Origin of the sequence: Paraburkholderia sp. UCT70, assembly GCF_050434085.1 — a bacterium.
Classification (GTDB): Bacteria; Pseudomonadota; Gammaproteobacteria; order Burkholderiales; family Burkholderiaceae; genus Paraburkholderia; species Paraburkholderia tuberum.
Window position 1 is genome coordinate 3,261,599 of the sequence record NZ_JBNPVZ010000004.1, and the last position, 18,760, is coordinate 3,280,358.

An 18,760-nucleotide genomic window follows, 5' to 3' on the forward strand; every position below is an offset into this window, starting at 1 on the left:
ATGGAACGGCGCGTCAGCGCTTTTCAGAAGTGGGTGGCGGGACGAGATCGATGCCGCCGGCGGAAAACGGGTGGCAGCGGCAAACACGCCTCACGGCGAGATAAGTCCCGCGCGCGGCGCCATGATACTGGATTGCCTCGCGCGCGTAATCAGAGCAGGAAGGGTAAAAACGGCACCGGTTGCCGAGCATGGGGCTCACGGCAAGCTTGTAAAAGCGCAATAAAGCGAAGAGTACCGTTTGCATGGCAGGTGCGGTCGTACGGCGCCGCGCAACGTGAAGTACAGGACGACGCCCGCGCCCTGAAGCTGCCGGCGCAACGCCCGTTGCGGCGACCGTGGTGCAGGCGGTCACTGCGTCATTCCGTCCTGGGCGCCTCCGCGGGCGGCGCCTGACGACGGCTAATTTCGCGCGCTGCCTTGTCGAGCAGCGCCTCGATTTCGCTGCGGCACAGCGCCTTCAACGGCGACGACGACGCGCTCGGCAAAGCTTTTTTGTCGAAACGCGTGTGTAGACGCAGCAGCACATCCCAACCGCCGAATTCCGCGCGACGCAGCCGGAAGGCTTCGCGCGCGATCCGGCGCACCAGATTCCGCGTGGCCGCGCGCGGCGCATACTTCTTACCGATCACGAGGCCAAGACGCGCCTCATTGCCGGTGGGCCGGCCGTACACGACGAAGTGCGCGGTACGGCGCCACGGCCGCAAACGAAAAACGGATGAAAATTCATCCGTTTTTAGCAGCCTTGCGGCTTTGGGGAAGGCGGCTTGCGCTCGCAACGGAACCGAGCCCGGTTGCTGCGCCCCGGCCGCTCCCGCTTCGTCGCGGGTTTCGGTCACAGCGCGCAATCCGCTTGCCTTAGATCGCGAGGCGCTTGCGGCCCTTCGCGCGACGTGCGTTGATGACCTTGCGGCCGCCAGCGGTCTTCATGCGAACGCGGAAGCCATGGGTGCGCTTGCGACGGGTAACGGAAGGTTGGTAAGTACGTTTCATGTTGCTCTCACTTGATCGAAAAAAACCGCGCGATCATCGCTGAAAGCGCAATGGCCGGTGGTTTACTGAAATTGGTTTTCGCGGAACCCGCTATTTAAACTGGTTTTCCGTTGGCCGTCAATAGTTTAGCCGTCGTCTGGCGCCGCCGGGGGTTGCCGGACCAAGCGATCGGTCCCTGTGGATAACTCACTTTCGGGTTCGTTTTAGCGTTAGAATCTCGCCTTACTTCCCAAAAATGTTGCACGCCGCTCCGGCACGCTTGTCCCGCAGACCCTTGTGGCACAGGCGCCTGGGGCCGTTACGCCTGGCTGCTCAGGGCCTTGTTGCGCGTGCGCGACAGGGGCAGCGGCGACCGCCGTGCACACCATAACGATAGCAACTTGATGAACGAATTCTGGCAACACTGTTCCGCATTGCTGGAGCGTGAGCTTACGCCCCAGCAGTACGTGACGTGGATCAAACCCTTGGCCCCGGTCGCCTTCGACGCCGATGCGAACACGTTGAGCATTGCCGCGCCGAACCGTTTCAAGCTCGACTGGGTCAAGAGCCAGTTCTCCGGCCGCATCGCGGATATGGCCCGCGATTTCTGGCATGCGCCGGTGGACGTGCAATTCGTATTGGATCCGAAGGCCGGCATGCGTAGCCCAACGGCCGCGGCGCCGGCTCCGTCGTCGGCACGCCCGGCTTCGGCCGCGCCGCAGGGCGGTAATGCCGGCGGCGTCGCGGCCGTCGATGCGGCTGTCGGCGCCGTGCACGCCGCGCATGCCGCGCGCGCGAATCCCGCAGCCGCGGCTGCGGCGCTCGCAGCGCAAAACGCGAATTCGCGCAGCGCCGCCGAAGACGTCGCAGACCTTGATCTGCCGAGCCTGGACGCGAACGAAGCCGCCGCCGGACGTCGCACGTGGCGCCCAGGCCAAGGCGTGGGCGCGACGGCATCCGGCGAGAGCGACTCGATGTACGAGCGCTCGAAGCTGAACCCCGTGCTGACCTTCGACAATTTCGTGACCGGTAAGGCGAATCAGCTCGCGCGCGCCGCGGCGATCCAGGTCGCCGACAACCCCGGCATTTCGTATAACCCGCTGTTCCTGTACGGTGGCGTGGGCCTCGGCAAGACACACCTGATCCACGCTATCGGAAATCAGTTGCTGATGGACAAACCCGGCGCGCGGATTCGCTACATCCACGCGGAACAGTACGTGTCCGATGTCGTGAAGGCGTACCAGCGCAAGGCGTTCGACGACTTCAAGCGCTACTACCACTCGCTCGACCTGCTGCTGATCGACGATATTCAGTTCTTTTCGGGCAAGTCGCGCACGCAGGAGGAATTCTTCTACGCTTTTGAGGCGCTGGTCGCCAACAAGGCGCAAGTGATCATCACGAGCGATACGTATCCGAAGGAAATCTCGGGTATCGACGATCGCCTGATCTCGCGCTTCGACTCCGGACTGACGGTGGCGATCGAGCCGCCCGAACTCGAAATGCGCGTCGCGATTCTGATGCGCAAGGCGCAATCGGAGTTCGTGAGCCTGAATGAGGACGTCGCGTTCTTCGTCGCGAAGCATCTCCGCTCGAACGTGCGCGAGCTCGAGGGCGCGCTGCGCAAGATCCTCGCGTATTCGAAGTTCCACGGCCGCGAAATCACGATCGAACTGACCAAGGAAGCGCTGAAAGACCTGCTGACGGTGCAGAACCGGCAGATTTCGGTGGAAAACATCCAGAAAACGGTCGCCGACTTCTACAGCATCAAGGTCGCGGACATGTATTCGAAGAAGCGTCCGGCGAACATCGCGCGGCCGCGGCAGATCGCGATGTATCTGGCGAAGGAATTGACGCAGAAGAGTCTGCCGGAAATCGGCGAGCTTTTCGGCGGGCGCGACCACACGACGGTGCTGCACGCGGTGCGCAAGATCGCCGACGAGCGCAGCAAGGACGCGCAGCTGAATCACGAACTGCACGTGCTGGAGCAGACGCTGAAGGGCTAAACGGCCTGGCCGCGCGCGACCGTGAAACGGACGTCGGCGGCAGGAAACGCTGGAAGCGGCTACGCAGTGGTTTGAATGAGGCCGCGAAAACGCTGTAAATCGAGAAACGGGCAGGGGACCCCACAACCCGGCGGCGCTGTCGGGTGCGAACGGAATGCGACGGTAAGCGGGCAGAAGCGACGTAAAAAGCGCGGCAAACCCGTGACGAATTTGCGGCGCAACCGGCCAGAAGTGGCGGAAAAACGAGCCTGCGAACCGGTAGCGGCGCGCAGCGGCGCGACAAGTCGGCGGCAGCCCGGACCACGCCCTACAAAATCGACCTGTTTATTCCCGAACTCGCCCCCATTTTAGTGAGGCGGTCCCGTTTTCAGGCACAATACAGGTTTAACCGCCCGGCGGCGACGGGCGGATTTCACGCCGTGTCGGGCGCTTTTCAGGGCGCCGGCGGGGAGCCGTGGCTGCGCGCTGAAAAGCTTGTCCCGTAAGGCGTGCAGGCCGTTATATCAACGAAGGAACCCTATGCAACTGGTCAAGACCGAACGCGACAACCTCCTCAGGCCGCTGCAAACCGTGAGCGGCATCGTCGAACGCCGCCATACGTTGCCGATCCTCGCCAATTTGCTGATCACCAAGAACGGTCCTGACGTATCGTTCCTGTCGACCGACCTGGAGTTGCAGATCACCACGCGCGCCGATTTTGGCGTGGGCGGCGATTCGGTCGCGACCACGGTGGCGGCGCGCAAGCTCCTCGACATTCTGCGCGCGATGCCTGACGGCCAGGTCACGCTGACGCTGAACGACAAGCGTCTGACCGTGCAATCCGGCAAGAGCCGCTTTGCGCTGCAGACGCTCGCCGCGGACGAATTCCCGACAGTCGCTCAGGCCAAAGACTACGGCGCGAGCCTGGTGGTTCCTCAAAAGACGTTCCGCCAGCTGCTCGGCATGGTCCATTTCTCGATGGCCCAGCAGGACATCCGCTACTACCTGAACGGCATGCTGCTGGTGGTGGACGGCGATCAGCTGATGGCGGTCGCGACCGACGGTCACCGTCTCGCGTTCTCGTCGATGAAGATCGAGGGCTCCTTCGCGCGCCACGAAGTGATCATTCCGCGCAAGACGATTCTTGAACTGCAGCGCCTGCTCGAAGACATCGACGACACGCTGAAGATTGACATCGCGCAGACGCAGGTCAAGTTCACGTTCGGTCAGGTTGAACTCGTGTCGAAGCTCGTGGAAGGCAAGTTCCCCGACTTCCAGCGCGTGATTCCGAAGTCGCACAAGAACAAATTCCAGATTGGCCGCGAAGAACTGCAGCGTTCGCTGCAACGCGCGGCGATTCTGACGTCGGATAAGTTCAAGGGCGTGCGCTGCATCGTCGAGCCTGGCCAGTTGAAGATCATGTCGACCAACGCCGATCAGGAAGAGGCGCAGGAAGAACTGGAAATCGCATACGACGGCGACAGCGTCGATATCGGGTTCAACGTCACGTATCTGCTCGACGTGCTCGCGAATTTGAAGGTCGACATGCTGCAGGTGAGCCTGGGTGATGCCAGCTCCAGCGCGTTGATCACGATTCCCGAGAACGACGAATTCAAGTACGTGGTGATGCCGATGCGCATCTGACGCGTCCAACATCAAGAAGAACACCAAGGGGCGCAGCGCCCCTTTGGCGTTTTTATGGCGTTTTGAAAAGTCCAGAGCAGCAACCTTGCAGTAACGCAGAACCGGAAAAAATCCATGACTGAAACGAACAATACGCAGCCCGATAACAGCTACGGCGCCTCGTCCATCCAGATCCTCGAAGGTCTGGAAGCCGTGCGCAAGCGACCTGGGATGTACATCGGGGATACATCGGATGGCACCGGTTTGCACCACCTCGTGTTCGAAGTGCTCGACAACTCGATCGACGAAGCGCTCGCCGGCCATTGCAACGACATCCAGGTGATCATCCACGCGGACAACTCCGTGTCGATCACCGACAACGGCCGCGGCGTGCCGACCGGCCTCAAGATGGACGACAAGCACGATCCGAAGCGCAGCGCCGCCGAAATCGTGATGACCGAGCTGCACGCCGGCGGCAAGTTCGACCAGAACAGCTACAAGGTGTCGGGCGGCCTGCACGGCGTGGGCGTGTCGTGCGTGAACGCGCTGTCGGCATGGTTGCGCCTCACCGTGCGCCGCGACGGCAAGAAGCACTTCATGGAATTCCACCGTGGTGTGCCGCAGAACCGCGTGCTCGAAGAGATCGACGGCGTGACCACGTCGCCGATACAGGTGATCGGCGACACCGAAAACCGCGGCACCGAAGTGCATTTCATGGCCGATGAAAAGATTTTCGGCAATGTTGAATACCACTACGACATTCTCGCGAAGCGGATTCGTGAGCTTTCGTTCCTCAATAACGGCGTGCGGATTCGATTGGTGGATCAGCGCTCGGGTAAGGAAGAGGATTTCGCGTTCGTCGGCGGCGTGAAGGGTTTTGTCGAGTACATCAACAAGAACAAATCCGTGCTGCACCCGAACATCTTCCACATCATGGGCGAGAAGGATGGTGTGGGAGTCGAAGTGGCGATGCAGTGGAACGACAGCTACAACGAAAACGTGCTGTGCTTCACGAACAACATTCCGCAGCGCGATGGCGGCACGCACCTTACCGGTCTGCGTGCGGCGATGACGCGCGTGCTGAACAAATACATCGCCGATCACGAAGTCGCGAAGAAGGCGAAAGTCGAAACGTCGGGCGACGATATGCGTGAAGGGCTGTCGTGCGTGCTGTCCGTGAAGGTGCCGGAGCCGAAGTTCAGCTCGCAGACGAAGGACAAGCTGGTGTCGTCGGAAGTGCGCGCGCCGGTGGAAGAAGTGGTCGCAAAGGCGCTCGAGGAATTCCTGCTCGAGACGCCGGGCGACGCGAAGATCATCTGCGGCAAGATCGTCGATGCGGCGCGTGCGCGCGACGCGGCGCGCAAGGCGCGTGAGATGACGCGCCGTAAGGGCGTGCTCGATGGCGTCGGTTTGCCCGGCAAGCTCGCCGATTGCCAGGAGAAGGATCCGGCGAAGTCGGAGATTTATATCGTCGAGGGTGACTCGGCGGGTGGGTCGGCGAAGCAGGGGCGTGATCGGAAGTTTCAGGCTATCTTGCCGCTGCGCGGCAAGGTGCTGAACGTCGAGAAGGCGCGCTACGACAAGCTGCTTTCTTCCGAGCAGATCGTTACGCTGATTACCGCGCTTGGCTGCGGGATCGGCAAGGAAGATTACAACCTCGACAAGCTGCGCTATCACCGCATCATCATCATGACCGATGCTGACGTCGATGGCGCGCACATCCGGACGCTGTTGTTGACGTTCTTCTATCGGCAGATGCCGGAGATGATCGAGCGCGGGTATATCTATATCGCGCAGCCGCCGCTTTACAAGATCAAGGCGGGGAAGGATGAGCGGTATCTGAAGGATGAGTCGGAAGTTAACGCTCATATTCTTCGGCTCGCGTTGCAAGGGTCGGAATTGGTGGCTTCTGAAGGTGCGACTCCGATTACCGGGGATGCGTTGGGTGAGTTGGCTCGGGCTTATCTGTTGGCGCAGGCAGTGGTTGATCGGTTGAGCCGGCTGTATGACGCGGGTGCGCTCGAGGCCGTGATGGATGGGGTTGCTATCGATCTGTCCAGTGAGCAGGCGGCCGAGGCTTCGGCGCACGCGCTCGAAGCGAAGCTGCGGGATGATGCGTTGAAGCCTGAGGTGACCGTGACCACGATGTATGACCCTGTGCGGGAACTGCGCTCGCTGCGCGTCGCGCGGACGCATCATGGGAATCAGAAGATTTCTGTGATCGATGAAGAGTTTCAGTTGACTGCGGATTATCAGCAGCTTGTGACGACCGCTAATACGTTCAAGGGGTTGATTGGCTCTGGCGCTGTGATCAAGCGTGGGGAGCGGAGTATGGCTGTCACCGACTTTAAGAGTGCGATGAAGTGGCTGCTGGCTGATGCTGAGAGGAATATGTCCAAGCAGCGCTATAAAGGCCTCGGGGAGATGAATCCGGGGCAGCTTTGGGAGACGACTATGGATCCTGCGGTGCGGCGTCTTCTTCGGGTGCAGATTGAGGATGCTATTGCTGCTGATGGCATCTTTACTACGCTCATGGGGGATGATGTGGAGCCGCGCAGGGCTTTTATTGAGTCGAATGCGTTGAGGGCGGGGAATATCGATGTTTGAGGGTGTATGTAGGTAGACGCATAACCTCAGAAAAACGGGCCCATAAGTTGAGAAACTTATGGGTCTTTTTATTAATAGTCAGGCTGATGAACAATACGTCGACGTGCTGATACTGCTTGAGCTTTTCTTCCTGCTCGCGGAGTCGACATTCAGGCCCAACAGCTGTTGGTGGCTTTCTTCGAGTTTTTGCTCCTCTCCCGCTCAGGAATCAACCTGGGGGCGGCGAAGTGAAATCGGCGCTACGCTCGCGCGCCGACCGCGCTCGGCGATTCCGGACGTCTAAAAGCGACTCGAATCCTCGACGTTCTGGACCTGCGCGACCCGGCAAATCGATAAAGTGCCTGCCGTCTGCCGTCACCGTCTGTCGTATCACGACAATTCTGTCATTTGCATTGCATTCCTGCCCGGACCGCCTATAACGCTGCATAAATAGCTCTGTCCGTACTCAAGGGAGACGGCCATGTTCGCAAGTGTGAGAGGCTTGCCGTTCCTTTTGCTAGTCCTTGTGCTCCTTTGCATTCCACGCGTCCCCTACGCGCAGGTGGCGCGAATGGAAGTCATTCCATTCGAGTCGATGACGCTAACAGACGAGCAATTTCTGGCCGGAAGCGAAGACGGCAAGCGCGTGACGATAGCCGGTGAATTGCGGCTGCCTCGACCCGGGACCGACAGGCTGCCCGCCGTCATACTGCTGCACCCGTCTGGGGGTATCGGCGGCCAGATAGCGGACTGGGAGCAGTGGTTCCTGTCGTTGGGCGTTGCCACTTTCGTTGTCGACAGTTTCACGAGCCGAGGCATAGAAAACACAATCAACGACCAGAGTCAGCTTGGCAGACTCGCCCAGACAGAAGACGCGTATCGCGCGCTCAGCCTTATTTCCAAAAACCCTCATGTCGACGCGAGCCGCGTGATGCTAATGGGCTTTTCCCGTGGAGGGCAAGACACGCTCTACGCGAGCATGGTGCGCTTCCAGAAAGCGCATGCCGATGCGTCGACTCCAGGATTTGCAGCCTATGTTCCGCTTTACCCAGACTGCAGTGCCCACTACCTCGATGACGACAATGTATCAAAGGCTCCTATTCGCATATTCCATGGAAGCGCAGACAACTATGACCCGGTCGCGCCTTGCAAGGCCTATGTGGAACGGCTGAAGGCAAAGGGGGCGGACGTAGAGCTGACCGGGTTTGCCGGAGTTAATCATATTTTCGATGCGCGCGCCTTCGCACATCCAATCCCCCTGCCCAAAGCGCAAACAGTGCGCAATTGTGCATGGGAAGAACGCAGCGCGGGACAATTGCTTAACGTCAAAAGCAACCTGCCGTTCTCATATGCGGACCCCTGTGTCGAACGGGGCGTGACAATCGGGTACGACGAGAGCGCGACGGAGCAAACGAAGAAGGCAATAGCCAACCTGCTTACCACTGCGCTTAAGCCGACACCGACACGTGCCCCGTAATTCCGTTGAGACTGGCGGGATCAGCATTGCTTTGGGCTGTTACGCAAAACGCGCGGAGATTTGCTTTCTGCGCGAACGGGTCGCCACTATTCAGTTGTCGCTAACGAGATCTTCAAAAAATGGCCTTTCACTCGAGGCCACTTATCCACATCCTCCCTTGGACAACTTTTGTAAAAACAGCCGAACACATTGTGGGCGAAACCTTGATAAATGCGCCGCGTTAACCGGTCGGCTAAAACTTCTCCCTGGCTCCGTTAACCTGTCCGCCCGCGCTCCCAAGGGTTATCGATTCCGTAGCGCGTTGATCCGTAAACGAACTTCCAAGTTATCCACAGCCGAACGCCCCACTTGTTAACTATTACTACGTATACATATACAAAGACTATAAAAACCGGAGAAGCACGCCGAAACACGGGCAACGTATACGCACATAACAACAGCAACATGGCAGGACGCAGAACCAGCGAGCACCAACCCAGCCACCCACACCTCACCCCAGCGGCAAACAAATCTCCGTAACCAACTCCGCAGGCGCAGTCTCCTTGGGACTATTCAAATACTCCTCAAACACCGGCGCATCCGCTGCGTCCCTCCCAGACTGCACGAGCCAGGTCCCGTACAACCACTCATAAGCCGCTCGCATATCGCTATACGGCCCAACATGCCGCAGCACCGCATATTCCCCACCGCGTACACGCGTGGCAGAAACCGCCCCACCCGTCCCAACAGCCGAAGCCACTTCAGCCATCACAGGCCCCGGCAATAACACCCCCGCCTTCGACCGCAACGCCTTCTCCTCGACCACTCCCGGATCATCGAAGTAAACCCCGATCATCCGCATCTGCGCCTCCAGCAGATTATGTTTCGCAAGCCACCCCAACAAAGCATCAAAAGCCTTTCCGATCTGCATATAAGGTCCGACATGATCGACCGACAAAATCTCCATCGGCTCCACATAACGAATCACGACCTCACGAATCATCGTCATCTGATCGTCTCCTGAAAGCGCCGGCCGAAACCGGCTATGCGTGCCTTGCCTGCGATACCGCGCCGGCGGCACACTAAACACCGCGCGAAACGTCCGCGAAAAAGACTGCAAACTGCTATACCCCGAACGCTCGGCAATCTGAGCAATCGGCATCGAACTACTCGCAAGAAAACCCGCTGCGCGATGCAACCGTAAACGCCGCACGGTCGTCGCGACCGTCTCGCCATACATCGCTTGATAAATCCGGTGCCAGTGATTCGGTGACAAACAAGCAATCTCCGCAAGCCGTCCTATATCGAGCGGTTCGTCGAGGTGATCGTAGATATGGTCGAGCACGCGTGCGAGTCGCGTCTCGTATCGAGCCCGATGGTCTGATTCGTTCATGACTGGACCGCAGAAAATTGGCGCGAGAGGATGCGAACAAAGTATCACGTCAGCGAGTGTCGGCCGTTTACCAAATCCTGCGGATTTCAAGCGGTGCGCACGAAGCGGATTAAGCGCCTCTTGACCGCGCCACGTGCACGCGAGCGGGAGCAGGAGCGCCAAACACAGCATCGGCAAACAGCCCCAATTTCCGTAACGTGACGGTGCCGCCGTTTGGCGCTATCGTGTAGCGAGCAGCACCAGCACCAGCAGCAAGCAATCTGCAGCATGCAATCGCCGTTCCCATTCCTACCCGCGTTCGCGCGAGGCGATGGAGCCGCAAACATGAGCTACACCGAGTCGATCGGCGGTCGCACGTACCGCTTCGCCGACCTGAAGACCCTGCTCGCGAAAGCGAGCCCGCAACGCTCGGGCGACCAGCTCGCAAGCATCGCGGCAGCGAGCGAAGAAGAGCGGGTCGCCGCCAAAATGGCGCTCGCCGAGGTGCCGCTACGCACGTTCCTGAACGAACCGCTGATCCCCTACGAAACCGACGAAGTCACCCGCCTGATCATCGACGATCACTCGCCAGCAGACTTCGCCGAAATCTCGCATCTGACGGTAGGCGACTTCCGCAATTGGCTACTCAGCACCACAACCGACACCGACGCACTCACCCGCATCACCCAAGGTCTCACGCCAGAAATGGTCGCCGCAGTCTCAAAGCTGATGCGCAACCAGGACCTGATCACCGCCGCCCGTAAACGCCCGGTCATCACCCGCTTTCGCAACACGGTCGGTTTACCGGGCCGCATGTCCGTACGCCTGCAACCGAACCACCCAACCGACGACGTCAAAGGCATCGCCGCCTCGATGCTCGACGGCCTGATGTACGGCTGCGGCGACGCGCTGATCGGCATCAACCCCGCGAGCGACAACCTCGCCGCGATCACGAAGCTGCTGCAGATGATCGACGACTTCCGCCAGCGCTATCAGGTACCGACGCAGTCATGCGTACTCACGCACGTGACGAGCACGATCGCCGCGATGGAAAAAGGCGCGCCGGTCGATCTCGTATTCCAGTCGATCGCCGGTACCGAAAAAGCGAACGCGAGCTTCGGCATTTCGCTCGCGCTGCTGCAGGAAGCGTACGAGGCGGGGCTGTCGCTCCAGCGCGGCACCGTCGGCAGCAATCTGATGTACTTCGAAACGGGGCAGGGCAGCGCGTTGTCGGCGGATGCGCATTTCGGCGTTGACCAGCAGACCTGCGAGGCGCGCGCCTATGCGGTCGCGCGCAAGTTCAAGCCGTTTCTGGTGAACACGGTAGTCGGTTTCATCGGCCCCGAGTATTTGTACGATGGCAAGCAGATCACGCGCGCGGGTCTCGAGGATCACTTCTGCGGCAAGCTGCTCGGCGTGCCGATGGGTTGCGACATCTGCTACACGAACCACGCCGAAGCGGACCAGGACGACATGGACAATCTGCTGACGCTGCTCGGCGTAGCGGGCATCAATTTCATCATGGGCGTACCTGGCGCGGACGACGTAATGCTCAACTATCAGAGCACGTCCTTTCACGACGCGCTGTACGTGCGCGACGTGCTCGGTTTGCGCCGCGCGCCGGAATTCGAGGAATGGCTGGAGTCGATGCAGATCATCGACGCACGCGGCGCGTTGATCGGCGCATCGGCGCGGCAACCGCTGCTCGAAGGCGCGCGCGACTGGATGGGGATCGCATGAGCGAGAACGACGCACTCGACAAGGACCCGTGGAGCGCACTGCGTCGGTTTACGCAGGCACGCATCGCGTTGGGCCGAGCGGGCAACAGCCTGCCGACCGCACCATTGCTCGCGTTCAATCTCGCGCATGCGCAGGCGCGCGACGCCGTGCACCATCCGCTCGACGTGGACCCGCTGCACGCACAACTGCGCGCGCAAGGTTTCAACACGCTCGACGTGCATAGCGCCGCGCCGGATCGCGAGCATTATTTGAGGCGCCCTGATCTTGGGCGGCGTCTGTCGGAGGAGAGTCGCGCGACGCTTGCCCGACTGCCATCGCAATCAAGCGATGTGCTGTTTGTGATCGGCGACGGTCTATCGGCGTTCGCCGCATCGAAGCAGGCTGTACCGTTGCTGCAAGCTATACATCCAAAGCTCGCGGGTTGGACCATCGGTCCCGTAGTGGTCGCGCGTCAGGCACGCGTCGCACTCGGCGACGAGATCGGCGAATTGCTCGACGCGAAGATCGTCGTGATGCTGATCGGCGAGCGACCGGGTTTGAGTTCGCCGGATAGCCTCGGCATCTACGTCACGTACGCGCCGAAAACGGGGTGCAGCGACGCCCAGCGCAACTGCATTTCCAACGTGCGCCCGCAAGGTCTCGACTATCCGCAGGCCGCGCACAAGCTGCACTATCTGCTCACGCAGGCGAGGAAGCTGAGACTGACAGGGGTGGGCTTGAAAGACGACAGCGATGAGCTGCTAGCCAGCGCTCCGACGCATCCTGCCGTGAACGATGGTTCAGCGTAGGAAGCAACGAGCGTAACTTCGCACACCCACTCACTTGCGCAACAACCTCAACCCATTGGCCACTACCAGCAAACTCGCACCGACATCTGCGCACACCGCCATCCACATCGTGCCGAAGCCCATCAACGTCAGCACGAGGAACACGCTCTTGATGCCAAGCGCGAGCGCGATGTTCTGCACCAGCACCCCGTACGTCGCCTTCGACAACCGGATAAACGTCGGAATCTTCCGCAGATCGTCGTCCATCAACGCGACGTCGGCGGTTTCGATCGCGGTGTCGGTACCCATCGAACCCATCGCGAAGCCGATGTCAGCGCGCGCGAGCGCGGGCGCATCGTTGATGCCGTCGCCGACCATGCCGACCGTCGCGCCATCGCTCGACCATTGCGTGACCGCGTCGAGCTTGTCCTCGGGCAACTGATCGCCGCGCGCTTCATCGACGCCGACCTGCTGCGCGATCGCCTCGGCGGTATGACGGTTGTCGCCGGTCAGCATCGTGGTGCCGACGCCGAGCCGCCGTAATTCGGCGACGGCGGCGCGGCTCGTTTCCTTCACCGTGTCGGCGACCGCAAACAGCGCGAGCACGCGCTGCGCATCGGCGAGCATCACGACGGTTTTGCCGTGCTGTTCGAGCGCATCGAGACGCGCTTCGAGTTGCGGCGAGCAGCGGCCCAACTCTTCGACCAAGCGATGATTGCCGAGCCAGTACGCGATACCGTCGATATCGCCGCGCACGCCGCGTCCAGCGATCGCTTGGAACGCATCGACGTGCAGGTGTTCGACGCCGTCGTCATTGGCGGCAGCAGCAACCGCTATCGAAACAGGGTGGTCGGAGCGGCCCGCGAGGCTTGCCGCAAGCGTGCGGTATCGGAACGTTTCACCCGCGTCACCAACCGCCTCAAACTCCGTCTGCACCGGCTTCCCGTGCGTAATCGTCCCGGTCTTATCGAGCGCCAACCGGGTCAGCTTGCGACCCTGTTCGAGATAAACGCCACCCTTGATCAAAATCCCCTTGCGCGCCGCGGCCGCGAGCCCGCTGACGATCGTCACCGGCGTCGAAATCACGAGCGCGCACGGACACGCGATCACGAGCAGCACCAGCGCCTTGTACACCCACGCGTGCCACGCTCCACCGAACACGAGTGGTGGGACCAGAGCGACGGCGAGCGCAATCGCGAACACGATCGGCGTATAAACGCGCGCGAATTCATCGACGAAGCGCTGCGTCGGCGCCTTCGTGCCCTGCGCCTCCTCGACCGCGTGGATGATCCGCGCGAGCGTCGTGTTGCCCGCGGCCGCCGTCACTTGATAATCGAACGAGCCCGCCTGGTTGATCGTGCCGGCGAATACGGCGTCGCCGATCGCCTTGTCGACGGGCAGGCTCTCGCCGGTGATCGGCGCCTGATCGACGCTCGAGCGGCCCGCGACGATTTCGCCATCGAGCGCGATCCGCTCGCCCGGCTTCACGCGCACGAGCGTCCCGGGCACGATCGCGTCGACGCGGACGGGCTGCCACGCTCCATCGGGCTGCTGCACGCTCGCTTGTTCGGGCGTGAGCCGTATGAGCCCTTCGATCGCGTTGCGCGCGCGGTCGAGCGAGCGCACCTCGATCAGCTCGGCGATCGTGAAGAGCACCATCACCATTGCCGCTTCGGGCCACTGGCCGAGCAGCGCCGCGCCGGTCACGGCGATGCTCATCAGCGCGTTCATGTTCAGGTTGCCGTTGCGCAGGGCGACCCAGCCCTTGCGATATGTCGTCAGGCCACAGGAGGCAATCGCGACGACCGCCATACCCGCCACCACCCAGGCCGGCGCGCCGAGCCAGCTAGCGGCCTCTGAGGCTCCCGCGACGATACCGGCGAGGATCAGGGGCCACCACGGCTTGCGCATTGCGTCAGTGGCTGCTTGGGGCACCGCGTCGGCGTTCCCACCCTTTCCGGCGTCGCTTGCCAGCTCGGGCGTGAAGTCGAGCGAGCGCAGGGCGGCGAGGACCGACTCGAGCGCCTCCGGCGCGTGGACGACAGTCAGCACGCGCTGCATCAGGTTGAAGTCCATGCTACGCACGACCGGCATACGGCCGAGTTTCTTGCGGATCAGCGCTTCCTCGGTCGGGCAGTCCATCTGCAGGATGCGGATTGCGGTGCGAAGGTCGTCGCCGACGGCTTCGGACGGAGGCAGGCGCAGCGACGCAGGCGCAAAAGCGCTAGCGGCCCAGCAAGCGACAGCAGCGTGATCATGGGCGTGGCCGTGATCATGACCGTCCTGATGATCGTGCCCTTCATGCCGATCACCGCCGCCCACGTCGGCGCCACAAGCATGTTCACCGCCATGCGAATGCCCACATCCCTCACCCGTGCCCCTGCCGTGAGCATGGTCGCGCCGCGCATCAACGTCGCCGCAACCCCCGTCCATACAGGCTTCGTCCAGTTCCGGACGATCGGTGGCAATACGGCAGGTGTCAGGCATTGGTGGCTTCCTCGTGCGATTTGTGGTCTAGTAAACACCCTGAAGCCACTACAAGGTCAAGGCCGCGTGGAGGAAGGGTCCATGAAAATCGGCGAACTGGCGAAAATCGCCCATTGCACGACAGAAACCATCCGTTTCTACGAGAAAGAGCGCCTGCTGCCCGAGGCGGAGCGCACCGAAGCCAATTACCGCAGTTACACGGCAAAGCATGTCGAGCGCCTGCGCTTCATCCGCAATTGCCGCGCGCTCGACATGACTCACGACGAAATCCGCGCATTGCTGCGTCTGACCGACGCGCCGGCGAACGGCTGCGGCGGCATGCATACGCTGGTCGACGAGCACATCGCGCACATCGACACGCGTATCGAAGAACTGCAGCAGCTGAAGGCGCAACTGACAACGCTGCGCGACCAATGCCACGGCGAGCATCCGGTCGAAGACTGCGGCATCGTGCACGGCCTGACCGACATGGATGTGGCCGTGCCGCGTCCGCGGCATACGCATCTCGGCTGACGCCATGCTTGCCGTCGAGCGCCATCGCGTCACGACGCAGCGCCGGCGCGGCAACCCCATACACGGCAAGGCCGCATGTGCGACCTTGCCAATCGATCATCGAATCCAGTTGGAGAATCAACGTGTTCACCTGTAGAAATCAGTCCTGCGGCGCGCAGTGGGAGCAATCCGACGTCGTCATCAAGAACGAAGGCCAGGGGCTGCTGTTCCGCTGCCCGCTGTGCGGCGCGCGCAATTACGTCGAGCGTTTCGACGGCGACGACGGCGAGGTGCTGTACGAGCAGTTGCCGGGCCGCCCCGATCAGGGCCCGATGGCCCAGTAATCGCGATTCCTACAGACGATCCTATGAACAGTCCCACCCCCGCCGGCGCCGCATTCAGCGAGCTGCCGCTACCGCCCGCCACGCTCGCGAACCTGACGCAGCTCGGCTACGTCGAGATGACGCCGATCCAGGCCGCGAGCCTGCCGATCGCGCTCGCCGGTCAAGATCTGATCGCTCAGGCGAAAACTGGCAGCGGCAAGACCGCGGCGTTTTCGCTGGCGCTGCTCGCGCGCCTCGATGTACGCAAATTCGGCACGCAGGCAATGGTGCTGTGCCCGACGCGCGAACTCGCCGATCAGGTCACGCAGGAAATCCGCCGTCTCGCGCGCGCGGAAGAAAACATCAAGGTGCTGACCTTGTGCGGCGGCACGCCGATGCGTCCGCAGACGGCGAGCCTCGAGCACGGCGCGCACGTCGTGGTCGGCACGCCGGGCCGCATCATGGATCACCTCGAACGCGGCAGCCTCGATCTGCAATCGCTGAACACGCTCGTGCTGGACGAAGCCGACCGCATGCTCGACATGGGTTTCTTCGACGACATCGCGAAGGTCGCCAGGCAATGCCCGAAAGAGCGCCAAACGCTGCTGTTTTCGGCGACGTACCCCGAGGGCATCGCGAAGCTGAGCCAGCAATTCCTGCGAAACCCGAAGGAAGTCAAACTCGCCGAGCGGCACGACGACAGCAAGATCCGTCAGCGCTTCTACGAAGTGACCGAAGACGAGCGTCTGCACGCGGTCGGTCTGCTGTTGAATCACTATCGTCCGGTCAGCACGATCGCGTTCTGCAACACGAAGCAGCAGTGCCGCGATCTGCTCGACGTGCTGCGCGCGCAGGGCTTCCATGCGCTTGCGCTGCACGGCGAACTCGATCAGCGCGAGCGCGATCAGGTGCTGATCCAGTTCGCGAACCGCAGCTGCTCGGTGCTCGTCGCGACCGACGTCGCCGCGCGCGGCCTCGACATCGCGCAACTCGAAGCGGTGATCAACGTCGACGTGACGCCGGACCCGGAAGTGCACACGCATCGCATCGGCCGCACGGGCCGCGCCGACCAGGAAGGCTGGGCGCTGAGTCTCGCGAGCATGGACGAGATGGGGCGCGTCGGTGGGATCGAGCAGGCGCACAAGCGCGACGTCGAATGGCACAAGCTGGCCGAGCTGAAGGCGGGCAACAACGAACCGCTGCTGCCGCCGATGGAAACACTGCAAATCCTCGGCGGCCGCAAGGACAAGATCCGTCCCGGCGACGTGCTCGGCGCGCTGACCGGCGATGCCGGCTTCGCGGGCTCGCAGATCGGCAAGATCAACGTGACCGACATGTCGACCTATGTCGCGGTGGAGCGCAGCATCGCGCGCGAGGCGGTGCGCCGGCTCAGCGCGGGCAAGCTGAAGGGGCGCAAGGTCAAGGTTCGTTTGATGGACGAAGCCTGATTCACCCGAAGCTCCGGCTTTCCTTGAAGGTCCGATAACTCGAAAAACGGCCGCATTCGCGGCCGTTTCCGCAAGCGGGCCGCTCAGCATCACATTCCTTCATACCTACGCGGTTTCCCGCATTCCCCGATCTCCGCACCGCGTCCCCGCAAACCGTGATCCCGCCGGCTTCGCCCGGCGTACAGCGGCTGCGCGCGAGCCATGACGAAAACGCATGCCGCGCATGACAAAGTTTCGATTGTGAGCGTTGTTTGGCTGATGCCTAATCACCTCACCGGAAGGAACGCGCACCGCCGCCGCCGTTGGCTCGGCCGCCGGCGGCTGAAGAAAGGGAGAAAGTCTTATGCAGAGCGCCACGCAAGCCCGCTCGAAACTGCCGGACGTCGGCACCACCATTTTTACCGTGATCGGCCAGTTGGCCGCGCAACACGATGCATTGAATCTGTCGCAGGGCGCGCCGAATTTCGCGCCGGACCCGAAGCTCGTCGACGGCGTCGCGCAGGCGATGCGCGCCGGCCACAACCAGTACGCGCCGATGGCCGGCATCGGCGCGCTGCGCGAAGCGCTCGCCGACAAGGTCGAAACGCTGTACGGCGTGCGCTACGACCCCGCCAGCGAGGTGACCGTGCTCGCGAGCGCGAGCGAAGGTCTTTATTCGACGATCAGCGCGCTCGTGCATCCGGGCGACGAAGTGATCTACTTCGAGCCGTCGTTCGACAGCTACGGTCCGATCGTACGCCTGCAGGGCGCGAAGCCGGTCGCGATCAAGCTGTCGCTCGACCACTTCCGCGTGAACTGGGACGAAGTCGCCGCCGCGATCACGCCGAAGACGCGCATGATCATCGTAAACACGCCGCACAATCCGACCGCCACGATTTTTAGCGACGCCGATATCGACCGGCTGAAGGCGCTGACGCGCAACACCGACATCGTGATTCTGTCCGACGAGGTCTACGAACACGTCGTGTTCGACGGCGCGAAGCATCAGAGCATGGCGCGCCATCGCGAGCTCGCCGAGCGCAGCGTGATCGTGTCGTCGTTCGGCAAGTCGTATCACGTGACCGGCTGGCGCGTGGGCTACTGTCTCGCGCCCGCCGCGCTGATGGACGAGATCCGCAAGGTCCATCAGTTCATGGTGTTCTCCGCCGACACGCCGATGCAACACGCGTTCGTCGACGCGCTCGCCAATCGTGACAGCTATCTCGGCCTGTCCGACTTCTATCAGAAGAAACGCGATCTGCTCGCGCATGCGCTGCGCGAATCGCGCTTCGAGCTGTTGCCGAGCGAAGGCAGTTTCTTTATGCTCGCCCGGTTCCGCGGCTTCTCCGATGAAAGCGACAGCGATTTCGTGCTGCGCCTGATCCGCGATGCGCGCGTCGCGACGATTCCGTTGTCGGCGTTCTACACCGACGGCACGGATTCGGGGCTGATTCGCCTGAGTTTCTCGAAGGACGACGCGACGCTGCTCGAAGGCGCGCGGCGTTTGTGTGAAATCTGAGCGCGCGAGAGCACACT

15 protein-coding genes are annotated in these 18,760 nt (G+C 61.8%); 10 read left to right on the top strand and 5 right to left on the bottom strand.

Annotated elements, in window-relative coordinates:
• Positions 1 to 13: 13 nt before the first annotated feature.
• The 3 genes from yidD to rpmH all read right to left on the bottom strand — a co-directional run bounded on the left by yidD (position 14) and on the right by rpmH (position 990).
• The gene (gene yidD, locus OKW41_RS40805) at positions 14 to 244 is read right to left on the bottom strand and encodes a membrane protein insertion efficiency factor YidD (RefSeq protein ID WP_167050029.1); all 231 of its coding nucleotides are present in this window, start codon (positions 242 to 244) and stop codon (positions 14 to 16) included.
• 112 nt (positions 245 to 356) lie between these two features.
• On the bottom strand, positions 357 to 836 hold the full coding sequence (gene rnpA, locus OKW41_RS40810) for a ribonuclease P protein component (protein ID WP_429453719.1): 480 nt from the start codon (positions 834 to 836) through the stop codon (positions 357 to 359).
• A 19-nt stretch (positions 837 to 855) separates the two neighbouring features.
• Positions 856 to 990: a 50S ribosomal protein L34 gene (gene rpmH / locus OKW41_RS40815; RefSeq protein ID WP_004198824.1), complete on the bottom strand. Its 135-nt coding sequence runs from the start codon at positions 988 to 990 to the stop codon at positions 856 to 858.
• 383 nt (positions 991 to 1,373) lie between these two features.
• Here rpmH and dnaA point away from each other — a divergent pair, with 383 nt between their 5' ends.
• The 4 genes from dnaA to OKW41_RS40835 all read left to right on the top strand — a co-directional run bounded on the left by dnaA (position 1,374) and on the right by OKW41_RS40835 (position 8,637).
• On the top strand, positions 1,374 to 2,972 hold the full coding sequence (gene dnaA / locus OKW41_RS40820; RefSeq protein WP_429453717.1) for a chromosomal replication initiator protein DnaA: 1,599 nt from the start codon (positions 1,374 to 1,376) through the stop codon (positions 2,970 to 2,972).
• Between the two features lie 519 nt (positions 2,973 to 3,491).
• Positions 3,492 to 4,595 (top strand): DNA polymerase III subunit beta, encoded by a 1,104-nt coding sequence (gene dnaN, locus OKW41_RS40825; RefSeq protein ID WP_090802283.1) that lies wholly within the window; start codon positions 3,492 to 3,494, stop codon positions 4,593 to 4,595.
• A 114-nt stretch (positions 4,596 to 4,709) separates the two neighbouring features.
• Complete coding sequence (gene gyrB, locus OKW41_RS40830; RefSeq protein WP_429453715.1) at positions 4,710 to 7,181, top strand: DNA topoisomerase (ATP-hydrolyzing) subunit B; 2,472 nt, start codon at positions 4,710 to 4,712, stop codon at positions 7,179 to 7,181.
• A gap of 550 nt (positions 7,182 to 7,731) precedes the next feature.
• Positions 7,732 to 8,637, top strand: coding sequence for a dienelactone hydrolase family protein (locus OKW41_RS40835; RefSeq protein ID WP_429575959.1), 906 nt, complete (start codon positions 7,732 to 7,734; stop codon positions 8,635 to 8,637).
• Between the two features lie 490 nt (positions 8,638 to 9,127).
• Here the strand turns inward: OKW41_RS40835 and OKW41_RS40840 are convergent, their stop codons facing one another.
• On the bottom strand, positions 9,128 to 10,009 hold the full coding sequence (locus tag OKW41_RS40840) for an AraC family transcriptional regulator (protein ID WP_429575960.1): 882 nt from the start codon (positions 10,007 to 10,009) through the stop codon (positions 9,128 to 9,130).
• Between the two features lie 324 nt (positions 10,010 to 10,333).
• On the opposite strand from OKW41_RS40840, the gene OKW41_RS40845 reads away from it, so the two are divergent.
• Together OKW41_RS40845 and eutC are read left to right on the top strand one after the other, a co-directional pair.
• On the top strand, positions 10,334 to 11,728 hold the full coding sequence (locus OKW41_RS40845; RefSeq protein WP_429453711.1) for an ethanolamine ammonia-lyase subunit EutB: 1,395 nt from the start codon (positions 10,334 to 10,336) through the stop codon (positions 11,726 to 11,728).
• Positions 11,725 to 12,516 carry an ethanolamine ammonia-lyase subunit EutC gene (gene eutC, locus OKW41_RS40850; protein ID WP_184060925.1) on the top strand — a complete coding sequence of 264 codons (792 nt, stop codon included), beginning with the start codon at positions 11,725 to 11,727 and terminating at the stop codon, positions 12,514 to 12,516. Before OKW41_RS40845 ends, eutC begins: the two co-directional genes overlap by 4 nt.
• A gap of 30 nt (positions 12,517 to 12,546) precedes the next feature.
• On the opposite strand, the gene OKW41_RS40855 is transcribed toward eutC, so the two are convergent.
• A complete protein-coding gene (locus OKW41_RS40855; protein WP_429576550.1) occupies positions 12,547 to 14,928 on the bottom strand; it encodes a heavy metal translocating P-type ATPase in 2,382 nt (793 codons plus the stop codon).
• 135 nt (positions 14,929 to 15,063) lie between these two features.
• On the opposite strand from OKW41_RS40855, the gene cadR reads away from it, so the two are divergent.
• The 4 genes from cadR to OKW41_RS40875 all read left to right on the top strand — a co-directional run bounded on the left by cadR (position 15,064) and on the right by OKW41_RS40875 (position 18,743).
• The gene (gene cadR, locus OKW41_RS40860; RefSeq protein ID WP_184074348.1) at positions 15,064 to 15,495 is read left to right on the top strand and encodes a Cd(II)/Pb(II)-responsive transcriptional regulator; all 432 of its coding nucleotides are present in this window, start codon (positions 15,064 to 15,066) and stop codon (positions 15,493 to 15,495) included.
• Between the two features lie 122 nt (positions 15,496 to 15,617).
• Positions 15,618 to 15,818 (top strand): hypothetical protein, encoded by a 201-nt coding sequence (locus OKW41_RS40865; protein WP_429453707.1) that lies wholly within the window; start codon positions 15,618 to 15,620, stop codon positions 15,816 to 15,818.
• A gap of 23 nt (positions 15,819 to 15,841) precedes the next feature.
• Positions 15,842 to 17,245 carry an ATP-dependent RNA helicase DbpA gene (gene dbpA, locus OKW41_RS40870; RefSeq protein WP_184056100.1) on the top strand — a complete coding sequence of 468 codons (1,404 nt, stop codon included), beginning with the start codon at positions 15,842 to 15,844 and terminating at the stop codon, positions 17,243 to 17,245.
• Between the two features lie 343 nt (positions 17,246 to 17,588).
• Positions 17,589 to 18,743, top strand: a complete 1,155-nt coding sequence (locus OKW41_RS40875) for a pyridoxal phosphate-dependent aminotransferase (RefSeq protein ID WP_429575961.1) — start codon at positions 17,589 to 17,591, stop codon at positions 18,741 to 18,743.
• The last annotated feature ends 17 nt before the right edge of the window (positions 18,744 to 18,760 follow it).

Coding starts and splice junctions, on each gene's coding strand:
- eutC (WP_184060925.1), top strand. CDS start 11,725: ATGAGCGAGAACGACGCACTCGACAAGGACCCGTGGAGCGCACTGCGT.
- OKW41_RS40855 (WP_429576550.1), bottom strand. CDS start 14,928: ATGGACGGGGGTTGCGGCGACGTTGATGCGCGGCGCGACCATGCTCAC.
- dbpA (WP_184056100.1), top strand. CDS start 15,842: ATGAACAGTCCCACCCCCGCCGGCGCCGCATTCAGCGAGCTGCCGCTA.
- cadR (WP_184074348.1), top strand. CDS start 15,064: ATGAAAATCGGCGAACTGGCGAAAATCGCCCATTGCACGACAGAAACC.
- rpmH (WP_004198824.1), bottom strand. CDS start 990: ATGAAACGTACTTACCAACCTTCCGTTACCCGTCGCAAGCGCACCCAT.
- OKW41_RS40845 (WP_429453711.1), top strand. CDS start 10,334: ATGAGCTACACCGAGTCGATCGGCGGTCGCACGTACCGCTTCGCCGAC.
- dnaA (WP_429453717.1), top strand. CDS start 1,374: ATGAACGAATTCTGGCAACACTGTTCCGCATTGCTGGAGCGTGAGCTT.
- OKW41_RS40835 (WP_429575959.1), top strand. CDS start 7,732: ATGGAAGTCATTCCATTCGAGTCGATGACGCTAACAGACGAGCAATTT.
- dnaN (WP_090802283.1), top strand. CDS start 3,492: ATGCAACTGGTCAAGACCGAACGCGACAACCTCCTCAGGCCGCTGCAA.
- OKW41_RS40840 (WP_429575960.1), bottom strand. CDS start 10,009: ATGAACGAATCAGACCATCGGGCTCGATACGAGACGCGACTCGCACGC.
- OKW41_RS40875 (WP_429575961.1), top strand. CDS start 17,589: ATGCAGAGCGCCACGCAAGCCCGCTCGAAACTGCCGGACGTCGGCACC.
- gyrB (WP_429453715.1), top strand. CDS start 4,710: ATGACTGAAACGAACAATACGCAGCCCGATAACAGCTACGGCGCCTCG.
- yidD (WP_167050029.1), bottom strand. CDS start 244: ATGCAAACGGTACTCTTCGCTTTATTGCGCTTTTACAAGCTTGCCGTG.